General features: G+C 67.9%; 20 protein-coding genes. 10 read left to right on the top strand and 10 right to left on the bottom strand.

Features of this window, described 5'->3' with window-relative positions:
• From FJX73_10605 to FJX73_10590, 4 genes are all read right to left on the bottom strand, one after another.
• Positions 1-752, bottom strand: a 752-nt coding sequence (locus tag FJX73_10605) for a xanthine dehydrogenase subunit D (protein ID MBM3471222.1), incomplete at its 3' end; no start/stop codon positions are given.
• Positions 749-2,143 carry an 8-oxoguanine deaminase gene (locus FJX73_10600; GenBank protein ID MBM3471221.1) on the bottom strand — a complete coding sequence of 465 codons (1,395 nt, stop codon included), beginning with the start codon at positions 2,141-2,143 and terminating at the stop codon, positions 749-751. The genes FJX73_10605 and FJX73_10600, both read right to left, overlap by 4 nt.
• Positions 2,140-2,613, bottom strand: a complete 474-nt coding sequence (locus FJX73_10595) for a (2Fe-2S)-binding protein (protein ID MBM3471220.1) — start codon at positions 2,611-2,613, stop codon at positions 2,140-2,142. The genes FJX73_10600 and FJX73_10595 overlap by 4 nt, the downstream gene beginning before the upstream one ends.
• The gene (locus FJX73_10590; GenBank protein ID MBM3471219.1) at positions 2,607-3,515 is read right to left on the bottom strand and encodes a xanthine dehydrogenase family protein subunit M; all 909 of its coding nucleotides are present in this window, start codon (positions 3,513-3,515) and stop codon (positions 2,607-2,609) included. Before FJX73_10590 ends, FJX73_10595 begins: the two co-directional genes overlap by 7 nt.
• 141 nt (positions 3,516-3,656) lie before the next feature.
• Here FJX73_10590 and ade point away from each other — a divergent pair, with 141 nt between their 5' ends.
• Both ade and FJX73_10580 read left to right on the top strand, forming a co-directional pair.
• Positions 3,657-5,378 carry an adenine deaminase gene (gene ade, locus FJX73_10585; protein MBM3471218.1) on the top strand — a complete coding sequence of 574 codons (1,722 nt, stop codon included), beginning with the start codon at positions 3,657-3,659 and terminating at the stop codon, positions 5,376-5,378.
• Between the two features lie 27 nt (positions 5,379-5,405).
• Positions 5,406-6,182 (top strand): HAD family hydrolase, encoded by a 777-nt coding sequence (locus tag FJX73_10580; GenBank protein MBM3471217.1) that lies wholly within the window; start codon positions 5,406-5,408, stop codon positions 6,180-6,182.
• 18 nt (positions 6,183-6,200) lie between these two features.
• Here FJX73_10580 and FJX73_10575 read toward each other — a convergent pair whose 3' ends face one another.
• Genes FJX73_10575 through FJX73_10560 form a run of 4 tightly spaced genes read right to left on the bottom strand, consistent with a single transcriptional unit; the run spans position 6,201 to position 8,837 of the window.
• Positions 6,201-7,376, bottom strand: coding sequence for an aminotransferase class I/II-fold pyridoxal phosphate-dependent enzyme (locus FJX73_10575; GenBank protein ID MBM3471216.1), 1,176 nt, complete (start codon positions 7,374-7,376; stop codon positions 6,201-6,203).
• Entirely contained in the window at positions 7,373-8,290 is a 918-nt protein-coding gene (locus tag FJX73_10570; GenBank protein MBM3471215.1) for a DMT family transporter, read from the bottom strand. Before FJX73_10570 ends, FJX73_10575 begins: the two co-directional genes overlap by 4 nt.
• A gap of 25 nt (positions 8,291-8,315) precedes the next feature.
• Positions 8,316-8,564, bottom strand: coding sequence for a type II toxin-antitoxin system HicA family toxin (locus FJX73_10565; protein ID MBM3471214.1), 249 nt, complete (start codon positions 8,562-8,564; stop codon positions 8,316-8,318).
• A 3-nt stretch (positions 8,565-8,567) separates the two neighbouring features.
• A complete protein-coding gene (locus tag FJX73_10560; GenBank protein MBM3471213.1) occupies positions 8,568-8,837 on the bottom strand; it encodes a type II toxin-antitoxin system HicB family antitoxin in 270 nt (89 codons plus the stop codon).
• 248 nt (positions 8,838-9,085) lie between these two features.
• Between FJX73_10560 and FJX73_10555 the strand changes: the two genes are divergently transcribed.
• The 8 genes from FJX73_10555 to FJX73_10520 all read left to right on the top strand — a co-directional run bounded on the left by FJX73_10555 (position 9,086) and on the right by FJX73_10520 (position 16,738).
• Positions 9,086-10,885, top strand: a complete 1,800-nt coding sequence (locus tag FJX73_10555; protein ID MBM3471212.1) for an SLC13 family permease — start codon at positions 9,086-9,088, stop codon at positions 10,883-10,885.
• Positions 10,886-10,949: 64 nt separating this feature from the next.
• The gene (locus tag FJX73_10550; protein MBM3471211.1) at positions 10,950-11,819 is read left to right on the top strand and encodes a deoxyribonuclease IV; all 870 of its coding nucleotides are present in this window, start codon (positions 10,950-10,952) and stop codon (positions 11,817-11,819) included.
• On the top strand, positions 11,792-12,625 hold the full coding sequence (locus tag FJX73_10545) for an alpha/beta fold hydrolase (GenBank protein ID MBM3471210.1): 834 nt from the start codon (positions 11,792-11,794) through the stop codon (positions 12,623-12,625). The genes FJX73_10550 and FJX73_10545 overlap by 28 nt, the downstream gene beginning before the upstream one ends.
• Positions 12,622-12,864, top strand: a complete 243-nt coding sequence (locus tag FJX73_10540) for a hypothetical protein (protein MBM3471209.1) — start codon at positions 12,622-12,624, stop codon at positions 12,862-12,864. The genes FJX73_10545 and FJX73_10540 overlap by 4 nt, the downstream gene beginning before the upstream one ends.
• 11 nt (positions 12,865-12,875) lie before the next feature.
• Positions 12,876-13,295, top strand: coding sequence for a universal stress protein (locus FJX73_10535; GenBank protein ID MBM3471208.1), 420 nt, complete (start codon positions 12,876-12,878; stop codon positions 13,293-13,295).
• 40 nt (positions 13,296-13,335) lie between these two features.
• On the top strand, positions 13,336-14,922 hold the full coding sequence (locus FJX73_10530; protein ID MBM3471207.1) for an ABC transporter substrate-binding protein: 1,587 nt from the start codon (positions 13,336-13,338) through the stop codon (positions 14,920-14,922).
• Positions 14,923-14,969: 47 nt separating this feature from the next.
• A complete protein-coding gene (locus FJX73_10525; GenBank protein MBM3471206.1) occupies positions 14,970-15,890 on the top strand; it encodes an ABC transporter permease in 921 nt (306 codons plus the stop codon).
• On the top strand, positions 15,887-16,738 hold the full coding sequence (locus FJX73_10520; GenBank protein MBM3471205.1) for an ABC transporter permease: 852 nt from the start codon (positions 15,887-15,889) through the stop codon (positions 16,736-16,738). Before FJX73_10525 ends, FJX73_10520 begins: the two co-directional genes overlap by 4 nt.
• Here FJX73_10520 and FJX73_10515 read toward each other — a convergent pair.
• Together FJX73_10515 and FJX73_10510 are read right to left on the bottom strand one after the other, a co-directional pair.
• Entirely contained in the window at positions 16,731-17,429 is a 699-nt protein-coding gene (locus tag FJX73_10515) for a hypothetical protein (GenBank protein ID MBM3471204.1), read from the bottom strand. The two genes, FJX73_10520 and FJX73_10515, sit on opposite strands and share 8 nt — an antisense overlap.
• Positions 17,430-17,433: 4 nt before the next feature.
• Positions 17,434-18,498, bottom strand: coding sequence for a hypothetical protein (locus FJX73_10510; protein ID MBM3471203.1), 1,065 nt, complete (start codon positions 18,496-18,498; stop codon positions 17,434-17,436).
• Positions 18,499-18,504 lie beyond the last annotated feature (6 nt).

Below are 18,504 nucleotides of genomic sequence, written 5' to 3'. Positions count from 1 at the left end.
ATGTGCATGCTGACGTCCTCTCTCGCGCCGAACGCGCCGCCCACGCCGGCCAGGTGCAGCCGCACCTTCTCTGAGGGCAGGTTCAGGCAGGGCGCCACCTGTTCGCGGTCCACGTGTAGCCACTGCGTGGCGACGTAGAGATCTACCCCACCGTCGGAGTCGGGTATCGCCATGCCGGACTCCGGGCCCAGAAACGCCTGGTCCTGCATCGCGGTCTCGTAGTACCCTTCGACCCACACCTCGGCCTCGGCCTCGGGATCGCCGTGCACGATGCGGATGTGCCGGAGCACGTTGCCGTACTCGTGCAGCCGGGGCGCCTCAGGCCGCAGGGCCTCCTCCATGTCGGTGACCGCGGCCAGGACCTCGTAGTCCACCACGATCTGCGCTGCTGCTCGCCGGGCCGTCTCCTGATCCACCGCGGCCAGGATAGCCACCGGCTCGCCTACGTACCTGACGCGATCCCCTGCCAGCACCGGCTGATCGGCGAACTCCAGTCCGAAGTTCTTCTTACCGGGCACGTCGGCAGCCAGGAGCACGGCGTGTACGCCGGGTAGGTCCAGGGCACCGGCGATGTTGACCGAGCGGATCAACGCGTGCGGGTGCGGGCTGCGCAGGGTGTGCCCCCACAGCATCCCTTCGGCCCAGAGATCGCTCCCGAACTGAAACGCGCCCTTGACCTTGGGGACGCCGTCCACACGGCGGACGCTCTCGCCAACTCCGCCCCGCGTCCTTGTCAGGGTCCTGATGCTCATGCCTGAGCGCTCCCCCAGGGCCGGCCGGAGATCCGAAGCGTGGCCCTGCGGCCATCCGAGGCGATCGCGACCTCGTCGGCGCCGACCAGGCGCGCGTCCCTGACCACGGCCCGGCCTTCCACGAACAGGTGCCGCACGCGCTGCGGGCTGCAGTGCACGAGCGCGGCAACGGGATCTGCATCCGCGCCGGCGTGCTCCAGCCCGCCGACCGAGAACAGCGCCACGTCCGCGCGCTTCCCGGCCTGCAGCGAGCCGATGTCATCGCGGCCCAGGCAGGCCGCCCCACCTCGCGTGGCCACGCGCAGCGCCTCTCGCGCGCTCATCGCACCGGCGCCGCCGGAACGCGCGGCCAGCAGCCCTGTGCGCGCCTCGGCCAGCAGGTGCCCGCCGTCGTTGGAGGCGGATCCGTCCACGCCCAAGCCTACCCGCGCGCCGGCGTCGAGGAGCAGGCGCACCGGCGCGATGCCCGATCCCAGCCGGAGGTTCGAGGTCGGGCACCAGGCCACGCCGGTCGCGCTGTGTGCGATCTGGTGGACGTTGCTCTCTGACAGATGCACGCAATGCGCCAGCCATACATCGTCCCCCAACCACCCGAGGTCGTCGAGCAGCTCCACAGGCCGTCTTCCGTAAGTAGCTTTGCAGTAGGCGTCCTCGTCTAGGGTCTCGGCGATGTGGGTGTGCAGGCGGACTCCTAGGCGGCGGGCCAGCGCCGCGGACTCCCGCATCAGTCGCTCGGTCACGGAGAACGGCGAGCAGGGCGCCACCGCTATCCGCAGCATCGCCCCGGGCGCAGGGTCGTGGAATCGAGAAACCGCCTCCTCGGTCTGCGCCAGGATCGTGTCGGTCTGCTGCACTATCGAGTCGGGCGGCAAGCCGCCATCGGACTCGCCCAAATCCATCGAGCCGCGGCAGGGATGGAACCGCAGGCCGATCTCGCGTGCAGCGGAGATCTCCGCCTCCAGCAGGTCCAGCCCGTTGCTGGACTTTGGAAAGACATAATGGTGGTCCGTTGTCGCAGAGCAGCCCGAGAGCACCAGTTCGGCCAGGCCCACGCGGGCAGCGGCGAACACCCACTCCTGATCTACGCCGGCCCAGGTCGGATACAACGCGCGCAGCCAGCCGAAGAGGCCCTGGTCGAGAGCTCGCACGCGCGTCAGCGTCTGGTACAGGTGGTGGTGCGTGTTGATCAGGCCTGGCAACGCGACCATGCCGCGGCCGTCCAGGCGCTCGAGATGGCTGGGGGCGGCGCCCTGCGCCGGCCCCGGCGGGGAACCTTGCCCAACCCATGCAATCTTCCCGTCTTCGAGCAGGAGCGACCCGCCGGGGATCTCGGTGCCGGCGTCGTCCATCGTGGCGACGACGTCGCACGATTCGATCAGAACCCTGCTCATGCGGTTCGCCCGCGCAGGCGCTGGGCCGCCAGATGCACCGCGCCGAGGATCTTCACGTAGCCGGTGCACCGGCACAGGTTGCCGGAGAGCGCCTCACGCACCTCTGCCTCGCTGGGCGAGGGGTTGCGCGCCAGCAGGTCGGCTGTGGCGACGACGAGCCCAGGCGTGCAATAACCGCACTGCACGGCCCCTGCTTCGAGATACGCCTCCTGCACCGGATGGAGACCATCAGGACCGGCAAGCGCCTCGACGGTGCGCACCTCGCGCTCGTGCGCCTGCGCCGCCAGCACGAGACAGGAGCACACCAGTTCGCCGTCCAGCCACACCGAGCACGAGCCACACTCGCCCTGCTCGCACCCGTTCTTCGTTCCGAGCAGGCCCAGTTGCTCGCGCAGCACATGGAGCAGACTGGCACCAGGCCCAGCATCGGCTGTTCGCCACTCGTCGTTGACCTTCAAGCGGATCAGCATCGCGCTCCTCTGCTTGCCGGGCCTCCGCCTCCCGGGCCTGGCAGCCGATCCTCGAGCGCCCAGCGCAGTGCCCGACGCGCGAGCACGGCGCAGGCGTGGCGTCTGTAGGCCGCGGTGCCACGGATGTCGTCAATGGGCCTGGCCGCGGCGGCCACGCGCTCGCCGAAGGCCTCGAGCACCTGGGGCGGCACGTGCGCAGCCGGATCGCCCCAGGCGCCTGCCCCGGCCAGCGCGTCCGCCGCGAAGGCCTCGGCCTCGGGCGCCCGGAGGACCGTGGGGCCCACCGACCCAAGCGCGACCCGCACTGCGTGCCGGTCCTCGTCCAGCACCAGGCAGAGACTAGCAATCGCGATCACCATCGCGTTGCGCCTGCCGACCTTGGAGAACGAGCCGGGGCCGCGCGTGACATGCCAGCGCGCGCCGAGGATCAACTCGTCGGGCTCGATCGCGGTCTTCTTGGGACCGACCAGGAACCGGTGCCAAGGGAGCGTCCTGGTGCGGTCGCCGTCCCTGGCGAGCACGACCTCGGCGTCGCAGGCGGCCAGCACGGGCAGCGCGTCTCCTGCCGGAGATGCGGTGCCCAGATTGCCGCCGATGGTGCCCCGGTTGCGGATCTGCGGCGAACCCACCGAACGCGACGCCTGAGCCAGCGCGGTGAATTCGGGCAGTTCCCGGATGATCCGGCTGTATGTCATCCCTGCGCCGAGGAAGAGCGTACCGTCCTGGATATACCATTGCCGCAGTTCGGGAAGCCGGTAGATGTCCAAAGCCATCCGGGGCAGGCGGCGGCCGAGGTTCAGCTCGACCATCAGGTCGGTCCCGCCGGCAAAGGCAATGGCCTCGGGATGCTTCGACTTCAAGCCGAGGGCCTCGTCGAGCGTGCGTGGGAGCAGAATGTCCATCTGCTTTCACGGTTCAACGAGCATCGGACCGCTTTCCTGCCTGCCCTCCCCGTCGGCCTTCCCTGCCGGCCTTTCCTGCCTGCAGGCGGCGACCCGCCCGCTGCGCAGGAACCCTGAACCGACCCGGTGAACCCCGCTACAATGGACCTCGCACGGCTCATCCAGGTCGCCAGGGGCAGGGAGCCCGCCGACCTTCTGCTGACCAACGCACGCGTCATAGACCTGTACGACCAGGCCGTTGTGGGGTCCGACGTCGCCATACTCGGCGAGCGGATAGCCGGGATCGCCGCTGGTCCGGACCGCGGCGCGTATCAAGCCCGCGAGGTCTGCGACCTGGGGGGATCGTTCCTGGCTCCCGGGTTCATTGACGGACACGTGCACATCGAGAGCGCGCTGGTGAGCGTCCCGGAGTTCGCGCGCGCGGTCGTGCCGAGAGGCACCACCACGGTGATCGCCGATCCGCACGAGATCGCCAACGTGCTGGGCATGAGTGGCATACGTTACATGCTGCAGGCGGCCAAGTACAACCCGCTCAGCGTGTTCCTGATGGCCTCGTCCTGCGTGCCTGCCAGCTCCTTGGAGAGCGCGGGCGCGGAGGTCTCTGCCTATGACCTCGAGGTCTTGATGCAGGACAAGTGGGTGCTGGGCCTGGCGGAGATGATGAACTCCCCGGGCCTGCTGGACTCAAACGAGGAAGTGGTGGCCAAGATCCGCTCGGCCGCCGGCCGCCCGATTGACGGCCACGCGCCCGGGATCAGGGGCATGGACCTGAACGCCCTCACGGCGGCCGGGATCGGCTCGGACCACGAGTGCACGACCGTGGACGAAGCCCGGGAGAAGATGCAGCGGGGAATGGTCATCATGCTGCGCGAGGCCACCGGCGCGCGCAACCTCCAGGATCTGCTGCCGCTGGTTACGCCCGGGAACGCCTGGCGCTGCGCCTTCGTGACCGACGATCGCAACCCGAAGCACCTGCTGGAGGAGGGGCACATTGACTCGATGGTCCGGCAGGCGATCGGGCTTGGGCTCGATCCCTTCCTGGCCCTCCAGCTCGCCAGCATGAACACCGCCGAGCACTTCGGGCTGCGCGACCGCGGAGCCGTTGCGCCGGGACGGCTCGCCGACCTGATCGTCTTCGACGACCTCCGGTCGCCGCGCCCCCGGTTGGTCTTCCGTCACGGCCGCCTTGTGGCGCGCGACGACGAGCTTCTGCCCTACCAGCGGCCTGAGAAGCTGCCGATGCTCCGCGGCTCGGTCAACGTGCTGCGCAGCAGCCTCCGGTTCGGCATACCAGCGCGCAGCCGCCGCGCGCGGGTGATCGAGGTCGTCCCGAATCAGCTGATAACCGGAGCCGGTGAGGCAGAGATCACCATAGTCAACGGCGAGGCGGTCGCCGATCCCGACAGGGACCTGATCAAGATGGCGGTGATCGAGCGGCACACCGGAAGCGGCCGGGTCGGCATGGGATTCGTGCGTGGCTTCGGGTTGAAGCGCGGCGCGCTGGCCTCGACGATCGCCCACGACGCGCACAACCTGATCGTCCTGGGCGCGTCCGACGAAGCCATGCGCGCGGCGGTGGAACGCGTACTCGAGATGCAGGGCGGGCTGGTGGTCGTTGACGGTGGCGAGACCACATCACTGCCCCTACCCATAGCAGGCCTCATGTCGGACCAACCGCTCGCCGGCGTCGCCAGAGGGCAGAGGGCGGTGTTGGCGGCGGCCCAACGCCTCGGGGTGCCCCTGGCGGATCCTTTCATGACGCTGTCGTTCATGTCGCTTTCGGTGATCCCGGACCTGAAGCTCACCGACCGCGGACTGGTGGACGTAAAGAGGTTCGAGCTGGTTCCGCTTTTTCTCGACTGACATCCGCGCGCGTAGTATGATCCCGGCATGACCGGCTCAACTCACACGACATATCCCTCGCTGGCCGCGGTGATCTTCGACCTCGGCGGTACGCTCATCTACCCTTCTACGACCGAGGCGGACAACTCCGCGCACCTGACGGCGTGGCTGCGGTCGTCGGGCATTCCGGCGGAGCTGGGTGCCGCGATCCGTGAAGCCCGCCGCTGGATGTGGGAGATGACCTCGATCACCGGCCGCCAGCACACCATGCAGGAGGCGATCCACCGGGCGGCCGCACAACTGAACCTGGGGACAACCGACGGCGAGTTCGTCGAGGCCGCCGAGCGCGTGTTCTTCGCGCCCGAAATGGATGGATACCGTGCCTTCCCTGGCGCGGTGGGGATGCTGGAGCGATTGAGCAGAGCCGGCCTCCGGCTGGGGTGCATCTCGAACGCCTCCTCTCACTGGCTGATCGAGCAGATCGTCGAGCGGATGGGCTTCGGTCCGTACCTGGATCCCGTGGTGTCATCTGCGGGATTCGGAAGGACCAAACCCGACCCTACGATCTTCCGCTCGGTGCTCGAGCGGTGGGGGGTCGAGCCGGCGCGCGCCGCGATGGTGGGCGACACGCTGGAGGCCGACATGGGCGGCGGGCAAGGGGTCGGGATGCGTACGCTCTACGTCACGATGACGCCCAACCCGGACAACGTCAACCATCGCCACATAAGGCCCGATGCGGAAGCGGCGTCGCTGGAAGAGGCGACAAAGATCCTGCTGGCCTGGCAGGGAGGCGGAGCCGCGGCTTGCCCTGCCCGGAGCGCCTGAGGGAGCAGGAGCCGCGGCCTAGACGGAGCGCAGGGCCTGATCGAAGTCCGCGATCAGGTCCTCGACGTCTTCCAGCCCGACCGAGACGCGGATCAGCCCGTCGGTTATCCCAGACCGCTCGCGGTCTTCCCGGGGAATCCCCACGCTGCTCGTGGAGGCCGGATGCGTCACCAGTGTCTCGTGGCCGCCCAAACTGACCGCCAAACTGGCGATCCGCAGATTCTCAACCGTTCGCACGCCGGCCTCGAACCCCCCGCGTGCTTCGAACGAGAGCATCCCGCCAAATCCGCGCATCTGCCGCACTGCCACGGCGTAATCGGGATGTGACGGCAGCCCCGGGTAGTGGACCCGTTCCACCCGCGGGTGGCCTGCCAGGAACTCGGCCAACCGCGCCGCGTTGTGATTGTGTCGTTCCACCCGCAGACCCAGCGTCCGCAGCCCGCGCACCAGCAGCCACGCCGCGAACGGATCAAGCACCGGGCCGAGAACCCGGAGCAGGCGCGTGGCCCGCTTGATCAGTTCGCGCCTTCCCACAATCACCCCGGCGGTGAGGTCATGGTGACCGCCCAGGTACTTCGTCGCGCTGTGCACGACCATGTCCGCGCCCATCGCTAGCGGCGTCTGATTGAACGGTGACGCGAAGGTGTTGTCGGCAATCGTGGCGGCGCCGACCTTCCGAGCCAGGTCAGTGATGGCCGCGATGTCGGTCACCTGCATCAAGGGATTGTTGGGCGTCTCGATATACAGCAGCTTCGTATTGGGTCGCATCGCCCGCTCGTATTCCGCGGGATCAACCGCGTCAATGAACGTCACCTCGACGCCGCGCTCCGGCGCCAACTCGCGGAACAGCGTGAACGTGGCCTGGTACACCGCGCGCGGGGAGACGACGTGCGCGCCGGGATGGAGCACCGCCAGCACCGCCGTGGAAATAGCGCCCATGCCCGACGCCGTGGCAAGCGCGTCCTCGCCGCCTTCGAGTTCGGCCATCAGCTCTTCGAAGAGCCGCGTAGTTGGATTGCCCCAGCGCGTGTAGTACCAGCCGCTGCCCGCATCTGCCCCCAGCCGGGCGCCCTCGGCCATCGAGTCGAACTGGAAGGTGGAGGTCTGGTAGATGGGCGGGCTCACCGACTTGAGTGGATCGCGAACCGTACCGCCGTGAATCGCGCGCGTCTGAAAACCCGGGAACTTGCTCATCGTCTGGCCTCCACCGGGATCTCCGCCCGGCCCGTATTGAGTTCGGCGATCACGATCCCGATGAAGATCAGCGCGGCGCCCCACGCCTGGCGGCCCACCAGGACCTCGCCCAGGATGAGGAACGCGGCGATCGCCGCGGCAACCGGCTCGAAGGCGAACATCAGCCCAGTATGGGCAGGGGTCGTGAACCGCTGGGCCCACGCCTGCACCAGCAGCGCCGCCAGCGTGCCGGTGGAAGCCATGAACAGGATCATGCCCCAGATAAGGGCGCTCGCGGTAGCCACCCCGGGGAGAGATCCCTCCATCAGCGCGGTCAGCACGCTCAGGACGGCGGCCACCACAACCTGCACCGTGGTTAGGGTGATCGCGTCCAGGCGGGGCGCCAGCCTCCCCATGATGGCGATGTGCATCGCAAAGCACACCGCGCACGCGAGCACAAACAGGTCGCCAACGTTGACCGCGAGCGTTCCGTTCAGGGTCAGCAGTGCAAGCCCCGTCGTGGCCGCGGCGATGCCCAGCATCACGCGCTGGTGCGGCACCCGCCGCATCCATACCGCCCAGATTACAGGCACCATGACCACGGACAGCCCGGTGATGAACCCGGCCTTCGACGCGGTGGTTATTCTCAGCCCTATCTTCTGGAGGGCAAACCCGAGGAACAGCACTACGCCCAGGAGGGCCGCCGCCGTCAAGTCGCGCCTGGCCAACGGCGTAGTGCAGCGTAACATCAAGGGGAGGAGCACCAGCGCCGAGAAGCTGAACCTGACCGCCATGTATGCAAACGGCGTCAGGGTCTCCAGAACTATCTTGCCCAGCGGGAAGGTCAGGCCCCAGAGCGCGGCGATGGCCAGCAGGGAAAGATCGGCGGAAAGTCGGCGCAGGGTTGACGGTCCACCGGCGGATGTGACGCTCATGATCTTAGCATCATAGGAAGGGGGGTTACTTGCCTCGAAACGCCTTCGCGAACGCCTTGTGCTCGATTCCAGCGTGTGTCAGCTCTGCAGCCAGAAGCTCGCGCTTCACCTTTCGGTGGTCGGGAATCACAACGAGAACGGGAGGGTTTCTGCCCTCCCGCCTGAGAATGAAGTGGTTCCGACCGCCTCGCCTACTGTATGTGAACCCGAAACGCTCGCAGAGGCACCGGACGATCTCCCGGCCAGAAGCTTCGGGGAGATCGCTGGCACCCATGTTCTAGGCGTGAACAAGCTCCACGGGGCGGACACGGTAGGTCTTCCGCTGGACCACTTTGCCAATGGTCTGACAGGTCTGCTTCTCGCGGGATTCCATAACGAGTGCTTCGATGAAGGATGGAATCAGGTCCCGCATGTTCTCTTGGAGTTCCTCCATGGTCTCGCCTTGAGTGGCGCACCCCGGTAATTCCTCCACATACCCTACGTAGCCGCCGTCTGCAGACTCTGCCACGATCACGGTCAGCTTGAGTTCCTTTCTTCGCTTCGCCATGATGTGTCTGCCCTCCGAGAATACTAACGCCCTGTCTGTCGCCTCTGTTCCCTACACAGCACGGGTCCGGCCGTGCGGTTCAGGATGACTTACCTGTATCCCGACCGGTACGACATACCCCTCTCCTCCTCCTGCTACTGTTGCTACTACTACCATCGCCACCTATGGGCGTTTCTAACAGGTCTGGGTCGGAATTGCGCGAATGACGGCAGGCATCGCACCGCCCCGAACGGAAACAGTCAGCAGCGATGCTGACTCCCGACGGCTGGACCGTGCTCTTCATCCTCGCCGGAGCCCTGGCGGCCTTTGCCTGGGGGCGCCCACGGCCCGAGATCGTGTCCATGTCGGTCGTCCTGGCCCTGGGCATATCCGGGGTCGTCTCTCCTGCCGCAGCGTTCGCCGGGTTCGGCGATCCGGTGGTGGTCACCATCGCCTGCCTCCTCATCGTCAGCGCGGCCCTGGAGCGCACCGGGGTGGCGGCGCTCTCAGCACGCCTGCTCCTCCGCGCCGTGGGCTCGCGCGAGGTGGCGCTCATCGTTGCCTTGATGGCGGTGGCCGGCGGGCTGTCGGGGTTCATGAACCTCGTCGGCGCCACGGCCATACTCCTGCCTGTAGCGCTCGCCGTCTGCCATCAGACAGGGATCAGCCCGTCCCGGCTGCTGATGCCCCTGGCGATTGCCGCCCGTCAGGGAGGTTCCCTCACGCTCATAGGCAAGGCCTCGAACCTCATCGTCAGCGGGCTCCTCGTTCAGGCGGGACACGCGCCGCTCTCGTTCTTCTCGTTCTTTCCTGTCGGCATCGCGATGCTGGCGGCCTCCATCATCTTCATGGCCACACTGGGACGCCGCCTCCTTCCGGCGCGGATGCCCGTGGGGGCGATGCCGCCGGCGGGTCCCCGCCGGGATCTGCTGGAGACCTACAGACTCCCCGAGCGCCTGTTCCGGATCCGGGTCGAGCGCGGAGATGCTCTTGATGGAAAGACGATCGCGCAGGCCTCGTTGGGCGAGTCATTTGGAATGACCGTGCTGGCGGTCGAACGGGATAGGAAACACACCCCATCGCCACCGCCAGGGGAACTGCTGCAGCCGGGGGACATGCTGGTGGTGGAGGCGCGACCCGAGGAAATCGAACGGCTTCGGAGTCTCGGGCCTATAGCGGTTGAGCCCGAATGGGCCCGCGACCGCGGCGCGTTGGAGACCGACACCGTAGGCCTTGCCGAGGTAGTCGTAGCCCCTCGCTCCGATCTGGCCGGGAAGAGTCTCAAGGAGCTGGAGTTCCGGCAGAGGTACGGCGTCAACGTGGTGGCGGTGTGGCGCGCGGGACAGCCGCGCCGGGCCTGGCTGGCAGACCTGCCCCTCCAGCACGGCGACGCCCTGCTGCTCCAGGGACCGCACGAACGCATCCGGTCCATCGAGCATGATCCGGATTTCGCCTCGCTCGACGAGTCACCACCGCTCCGCACCGCGCAGGTCCCGTACGCTCTGCTCGCGCTGGGAGCGGTGATTCTCTCCGGGGCCACTGGCGTCGTGCCGGTGAGCCTGGCAGCGGTACTGGCGGCAGGCATCGTGATTATCGGCGGCTGCGTGAGCGTGACCGAAGCGCCCCAGGTGGTAGACTGGCCCACGATCATCGTCGTTGGGAGCCTGCTGCCGCTGGGAGCCGCGCTGCACACAACTGGGGCTGCGGCGGCGGTCGCAGGCGCGGTGCTGCCACTGGCCGGAGACGCGCCATTCACGGTTCTTGCGGCGACCTGCCTGGCCACTTTCGTGGTCGGGCAGTTCGTGCCCGCCATCCCCACGACAATCCTGATGGCGCCGATTGCGCTGGGCGCCGCCACTGAGATGGGCGTCAACCCGGCACCCTTCATGATCACGGTCGCGGCGGCGACGTCGGTCACCCTGCTTACGCCAATCAGTCATCCGGTCAGCATGATGGTCATGGTTCCTGGCGGGTACCGGTTCGGCGACTACGCGCGGGTCGGCGCGCCGCTGGCGTTGCTGCTGGGAGTGACGCTGCTGGCGGTGGTTGTGGCGGTTTGGCAGTTCTAGAGCCGGGAGGTGCCCCTACCATCCGCAGGGCTCCGCCTCTCCTCCAGAGAAGAACGAAGCGGCCATGCGTCTGGGAGCCCACGTCTCCATCAGCGGATCTCTGGATCTGGCCATTGACCGCGCGGTGGCAATGGGCTGCGACTGCCTGCAGATCTTCTACGGATCGCCGCGGCAGTGGCGGAAGAGCGTCTATCCCGATGACGTGATCGAGCGGTTCATCCAGAAGCGGCGCGCCGCAGGCCTCGATCCGCTGGTCGCGCACGCCGCCTACCTGGTGAATCCGGGTACGCCGGACCGCGATCTCCGGCGCCGGTCCGTCGCATCGCTGCTGGCCACGCTGCGCGGTGTCGAGCGGCTCGGGGGCCTGGGCGTGATCACGCACCTGGGCAGCCGCCTGTCCTCTCCAAAGGGCGCGGCGCTGCGCCGGATAGCCACCGCAGTGCGGCAGATCCTCGGCGCCACCGAGCGCGCGGTGGTGCTGATCGAGAACAGCGCGGGTTCCGGCGGCACGCTGGGCGCCACGTTTGACGATCTGGCCGCGGTGCTGGACGGAGTGCACGGAGACGCCAGGGTCGGCGTGTGCCTGGACACCGCGCACCTGTTCGCCTCGGGCTGGGACCTGCGGACGCCGGCGGGGATCGAGGAGATGATCGCCGCGGCGGACCGGGCGGTGGGATGGGATCGGGTGCGCGTGCTCCACCTGAACGACTCGCAGGGCGCCTTGGGGTCGCGTCGCGATCGCCACGCCAACATCGGCGAAGGCCTGATTGGGTCGGGAGGGTTTCGTGCGCTCCTCGCGCACCCGCGCCTCCGGGCCCTGCCGGGTATCATTGAGACGCCTGGGTTCAACCATGCGGGCCCGGACGCCAAGAACCTAGCGCGCCTCAGACGCTTAGGAGGTCAGCGATGGAAACCGACCGGTTCGTTGAGGTGATGGGGGCACGCATCCGTTACCGCGTCGAGGGCAGCGGTCCGCCCGCGGTCCTTATCCACGGCATCGGGGCATCGCTAGAGTTCTGGCAGTGGACGGTTCCGGCGCTGCGCGAGCGATACACCACGATTGCGCTCGACTTCCCTGGGTTTGGGCTGTCAGACCCGATCGCCGCCGCGTCCACACCCGAGGGCGCGGCTGTGGCCACCCTGGCATTCATGGACGCCGTGGGGGTACCCAGGGCGGCGATCATCGGCTCGTCGCTCGGCGGCGCGATTGCCGCGCTGGCAGCCGGAACCGCGCCCGAGCGCTGCGCGGCACTGGTGCTGGCCGCGCCCGCCGGCTTCGGCACCGGGCTGAGCACTACGCTGCGGCTGATGACGATCCGCTGGATGGGAGAGGGATTCCTGGCGCTCACCCGCCGCTTCCCCCGGCTGGGACTCCGGGAGGCGTTTGCCGACCAGCGCCGCATCCCTGATGCGCTGGTCGAGATCACCCGGCGCAACGCAGCGCGACCCGTAACCGGAGAGACCTTCATGAAGACGCTGCGGGCCTCGGTGACCCTGCGGGGCGTACGCCCTGAGATCGTGGAGCAGGCCAGGGCCGTGGCGGCGCGCATCACGGCGCCCACGCTGGTCGTCTGGGGTACCCGCGACCATGTCATCCCTCCGGATCAGGCCGACGTCGCGGGCCGGACGATCCCGGGCGCGCAGGTGCACATCATGCACGGGATGGGACACGTCCCGTTCATCGAGGACGCCGGCGCCTTCAACGCGGCGCTGTCCGCCTTCTTGGGAGGGGGCGCGTGAGCGGCATCCCCTGCTCCAATCACGCCGACCGGCTGGCGCTGGCCTACTGCTCGGGCTGCGGCAGGGCGTTGTGCGGAAGCTGCGTGGTCCGGCTCGGGGCTGGAAACTACTGCGCGGCTTGCGCCGAGACGCCCGACCTCCGGCCGCGTAAGGCCCGCGGCCGGAGCGGCCGAACATGGCTCTGGGCAGGGATCGCGGTGCTGGTCCTAGTTGCCTACGTGGTCTCTAGACTCTTCTAAAGGAGAAAGCCGTGTTCACGACAATTCTCTACCCTACGGACGGATCCGAGCACGCGCGCAAGGCGCTGACCATCGTCGCAGGCATCGCCCGGCGCTACGGCGCGACCGTGGTCGTGCTGACGGCCTTTGAGCCCCTGCCCAGGGATCTGGGGTCGCCGTACCTCGAAGAGCTCATGGCCAAACGGCTGGCTGCAAGCGAAGCGCTTGTTCGAGGGGCGGCGAAGGTCCTGGAGGAAGAGGGCGTGGCATACGAGGAGTCGGTGCTGGAAGGCCCTGCCGCTCACGCCATCCTGGACGTGGCGCGCGCCCGCGGGTGCGACCTGATCGTGATGGGCTCGCGCGGGCTCGGCAGGGTGGGTGTTGCGCTGCTGGGGTCGGTCAGCACGCGTGTGATCCACGAGGCCCACTGTCCTGTACTGGTTGTCCGGTAGTCGCACGCCAGGTAATCGCATACGAGGAGGAGGCAGGCATATGACGCGGTGGAACGCCCTTCCGGTTCTTCTGGTAGTGGTGGTGCTGTTGGCCATAACCGCCGGCAGCGGCGGCGCGGCCCCGGCCCCGGCGCGAGGTGGTACGCTGACGATGGTGATCGGCTCGGATCCTCCCTCGCTAGACCCGCACCGCACGCCGTCGGTCAACATCGCGCACGCGGTGATGTACGAAACCCTGGTGACCGTGGACCGGCGCACCGGCGAGTTCATCCCTGGGCTGGCCGAGTCCTGGGAGATCTCCCAGGACGGCACGGCAATCACCTTCAAGCTCAAGCGGGGAGTGAAGTTCCACGACGGCACCCCGTTCAACGCGGCCGCGGTCAAGACCACGTTCGACCGCCTGGTGAGCAAGGAGACGAATGCGCCCGGGGCATCGTGGGTCGGCACGCTGACGCGCACCGACGTGGTGGACGACCTCACCGTGCGCCTGGTCTTCTCCAAGCCGTACGCGCCGATCTTCTCGTCGCTGCGCATATCGTTCCTGGCGATCCTCTCCCCGACGGCCATCGCGAAGATGGGCGCCGACTACGGGCAGAACCCGGTTGGAACCGGACCGTTCCGTTTCAAGCAGTGGATCCCGAACGACCGGATCGTCTACGAGCGAAATCCCGACTACGCCTGGGGACCCGCGCACTACAAGAACCGCGGCGCGCCCAACTTTGACCAGCTCATCATCCGGATTGTGCCGGACGAGTCCACGAGGGTGATCGCGTTCGAGAGGGGCGACATTGACATCCTGCCGGGTGCTCCTGCTCGAGACGCCAGGCGCATGATGCGCGATGGCAAGTTCCCGTTCATCCAGATCCCGACCACCAGCGGGACTTACCTCGGGCTCAACGTCAAGAAGCCGCCCATCAACGACGTGCGCGTGCGTCGGGCCATCGGGCACGCGACCAATACAGACGAGGTGGCGCGCATCGCGCTGGAGGGCCTGGCGGTACCGATGCTCAGTCCGATCGCGCCGACGATCTGGGGTTACTGGGATGGGGTGAAGCAGTTCGCGCTCAACCACGACCCCGATCGAGCCAGGGCGCTCCTGGCGGAGGCCGGCTACCGGCCGGGGCCGGGCGGGGCGATGATGAAGGACGGCAGGCCGCTTGAGTTCACGGTCTGGACCTACGCCCGCATGACCAACGTGCGTGTGGCCGTTGTCCTGCAGTCGCAACTGCGGACGGCCGGCATCAAGCTGAACATCGAGCAGATGGAGCCCGCCACGCTCCTGGCCTCAACCCAGCGAGGGGAGCACGACGCGATTCTGATCTCGTACGGGTGGCCGGACGCCGACATCCTTTACTATTTCTTCCACAGCAGCCGGCTGGCGACGACCAACCGCGTGCACTACGTCAACACTCAGGTGGACAAGCTGCTCGAAGACGGGCAGACGACCGTGGACACGGCCAAGCGGCTGGAAGTCTACAAGCAGCTCCAGCGGATTCTGCTGGCGGAAGTGCCCTGGGTTCCGCTGGCTTCGGAACTCTCGGTCAACTTCAATCAGCCGTACGTGCAGGACATCTACTACGACAAGTTCGGGAACCTGTTGTTGCTGGACGCCTACAGGACGCGCTAGGTGATCGGGTGGCAGGCAGTCCGCGGCGGGACCGCGTGAATTGAGCCGTGTTTCGCTACGTTGCCCGGCGGCTGCTGCATTTGATCCCGGTCCTGCTGGGAATCTCGTTCCTGGTGTTCTTGCTCGTCCACCTGGTGCCCGGGGATCCGGTCCGCGTCATGCTGGCGGACGCCGGATCCCCGGAGCAGGTGGAGAGGATGCGCAGGCAGCTCGGCCTGGACCGGCCGATCTACGTTCAGTACGCCTCGTTCGTGGTGCGCGCCGCGCAGGGGGATTTCGGACGGTCCATCCACACGCGCCGGCCGGTGGCGCAGGAGATAGCGTTCCGGATTCCATACACGGTGCACATGGCGGTAGCGGCCACGCTCGTCGCGGTTGCGATGGGCGTCGTGTTGGGCGCGATCGCGGCGATGCACCACCAATCGGCGCTCGACTACGGCACCATGGTGGTCGCGCTGGCAGGAGTCTCGCTTCCGAACTTCTGGCTCGGACTGGTGCTCATCCTCGTGTTCTCCCTCCACCTCCGTTGGCTGCCGCCGGCCGGCGCGGACAGTCTGGCGCACCTGATCCTTCCGGCGATCACGCTGGGCACAAGCTCCTCCGCCATCATCGCCCGCCTGACGCGCTCGTCCATGCTGGAGGTGCTGCGCCAGGACTACATCCGTACAGCGCGCGCCAAGGGCGTGGGCCCCCGACGGCTCGTGTACCGGCACGCGCTCAAGAACGCCATGATACCGGTGGTCTCGATCGTTGGGATGCAGTTCGCCAGCCTGTTGGGCGGCGCCGTGATCGTAGAGACGGTGTTCGGGTGGCCGGGGATTGGCCGGCTGGCGGTGGACGCAATCTTCACCCGCGACATCCCCGTGATTCAGGCGGTGGTGCTGGTAGCGGCGGTGATCTTCGTCTTCATGAACCTGCTGGTGGACCTGCTCTACGGCCTGTTGGATCCCCGCATCCGGTACGGATGATGGACGCCGGGCGGTCGCACTGGGCAATCGGGTTCAGCCGGATGCGCCGCAACCGCGGCGCCGCTGCCGGCGCGATAATCGTGCTGCTCTTCATCGCCGCTTCTGCGCTGGCGCCGTGGCTGACCGACGACGACCCCATCCAAGTGCAATTCGACCAGCGCTTCGCGCCGCCGTCGGTGCGGCACCCCCTGGGAACCGACTCCTTCGGCCGGGACCTGCTGAGCCGGGTGCTATACGGCGGACGGCTCTCGCTCTCGGTGGGACTGATCGCCATCGCCATCTCGGACGTGATCGGCATCCCGCTCGGGCTCATCACCGGGTATCGCGGGGGGCGGTTCGACGACGTGGTGATGCGGATCGTGGACCTATGGCTGGCGTTTCCCGGCCTGCTGGTTGCGATCGCGATCGTGGCCGTCCTCGGCCCGGGCCTGCAGAACGTCATGATAGCCATCGGGATCGGCGGCATCCCGGGGCTGGTGCGGCTGGTGCGTGGAAACGTTCTGTCGGTGAGGGAGCAGGAGTTCGTGGACGCGGCGCGCGCGACCGGCGGCGGCGACGCGCACATCGTGCGCGTGCACATCTTCCCAAACGTGCTCGCCCCTATCGTCGTGCTGACCACGCTGCGCCTGGCCGGCGCGATCCTCTCGGGCGTGGGGCTCAGCTTCCTGGGCCTGGGCGCGCAGCCGCCGTCCCCTGAGTGGGGCGCCATCGTGGCCGAGGGCAGGGCCTACCTGCGGGAGGCTTGGTGGGTCTCCACGCTGCCCGGCGTGGCGATCTTCATGACGGTAATGGGGTTCAACCTGCTCGGCGACGGCCTGCGCGACGCCTTCGACCCACGGCTTAGGTAGGCCGGCGGTACCCCAGCGTCTTGCCTGTGTGCAGCCCGGCTGATGCCAGCGCGCACGCCACCAGGTAGCCGGCCACGACAGGATCCACAACCGGCAGGCCGAGCGCGTCCTGGAGCCTGGAGGCGGTCCCCGCAAGCGCCGCACAACCGAGTATGACTGCCCCAGCGCGGTCCTCATCCCTGGCCAGGAGCGCCTCACTGTGGATCGCCCGGTAGCAGCCCTCCGGGTCGTCCTGTATCGCCTGCACAGATCGCTCGATGGATCTCCAGGCGCAGACGCGTTGCAACATCCCGGTCTTGCGGGCGTTCTGCTCCATCTTCGGCAGCCACTTCCAGTCGCCTATCAGGACCGCCAGGCGCGGGGAGAGGAAGCCGCCCAGCACCAGGCTCGCCTCTGCGATCCCGACGACCGGCACCTCCAGCGCCTCGCGCAGCGCCCACATGCCGGGATCGTAGAAGCAGCCGATGCTGACCGCATCTATTGAGTGGGCGCGCACGTAGCCGGGCAGGACCTCGAGCATCTCCCCTATGGCGGCGTGCTCATCGGTGAAGTGCTCGAGATCCGCCGGCCCGCGTGGAAGGTCAATCACGTGCGCGCGCATCCCCGGGACAAGGTCCGCCAGGTATGCCCTCACCTGCTCGACCCGTCCCGGGCGGGCGCATACCGGCACCACATGCAGGACAGCGGGCATCGCTCTAGTACCCCGACACCCGCAGCGCCCGGCAGGCGGATGCGACGTCAGGATGCACGTACCTGCCGTCCACCTGAAGCGGCTCTCCATCCAGGTGGATGGTGGGCGCGGGCAGCACGCAGTCGGTGTGCGCGGCCGCCTTCCACACGGTCGCCTTCATCTGTGCGCCCTGCGTCCCGATCCCCATGGTGAAGCAGCCGAACATGCGCTCGTCCTCTACGATGCGCCCGGTGGGCCTCCTCACGCCCGGGTTGAAGCCCAGCGAGTAGTGCGCCACGCGGTACATGTTGGGGTCGCCGAAGGCGGCCAGCCACCGCTCGTATGTGCGCGCCTCACTCCCGCCGTCTACGCCACGCACGATCCCCGACTCGATGGTCAGGGTAACCGGGGAGCGCACCAGCCCCACATCCGCGGGCGGCCATATGGTGCCGTCAACCACCACGTGCCCGTTGATCGTGCCCTCCAGCGGGCACCAGGATATCTGGCCTCCCAGCATGATCGGCTCGCCCGGCGTATCGGCCAGCTTGCCGGAGTGCCGGATGAAGCGGCCGCCGTTGTCCGCGGACAGGTCCGTCCCGGCCGAGTTGGTCAGCCGGACGATCCTGGCTTTGCCCATCAGGGCGAGCAGCGTCTCTCCCAGCGCGATCACGCCGGGGTAGTCAACCTGCCCGACCGACCTCACCAGCAGGTCCGCGTCCACGCCCGAGAGGCAGATATAGCGCGCCCCCTGCTGCATGGCGGTGTGATACGCGTTCGAGTAGAGCAGGTAGCCTACCGCGTACTCGATCCACACGTCGGCTGAGGCTATCGCGGCGGCGACAGGCCGCGGCGGCTCATGGCCGCCGCCCAGCCGGGTTGGATACCACACGATCACCGGCACGGCTCCCGCCGCGTGCGCCGCGGCCGCCGTGGCCTCCACCACGCGGGGATCGCTGCTCGTGTCGGCGGTGACGGCCACGGTCTCGCCCGGCTTGGCCAGCGCGACCTGCTCCACCAGCTTGCGGGCCGCTCCCGCAACCTCGAACGATAGGTACTCCCTCAGCCCCTCGGTTCCCAGCGCGAACTCCATCTCTGA

This window comes from Armatimonadota bacterium (genome assembly GCA_016869025.1).
Lineage (GTDB): Bacteria > Sysuimicrobiota > Sysuimicrobiia > Sysuimicrobiales > Humicultoraceae > VGFA01.
Note: the sequence above shows the minus strand (reverse complement) of the source record. Positions and strands in the feature narration are given on the sequence as shown.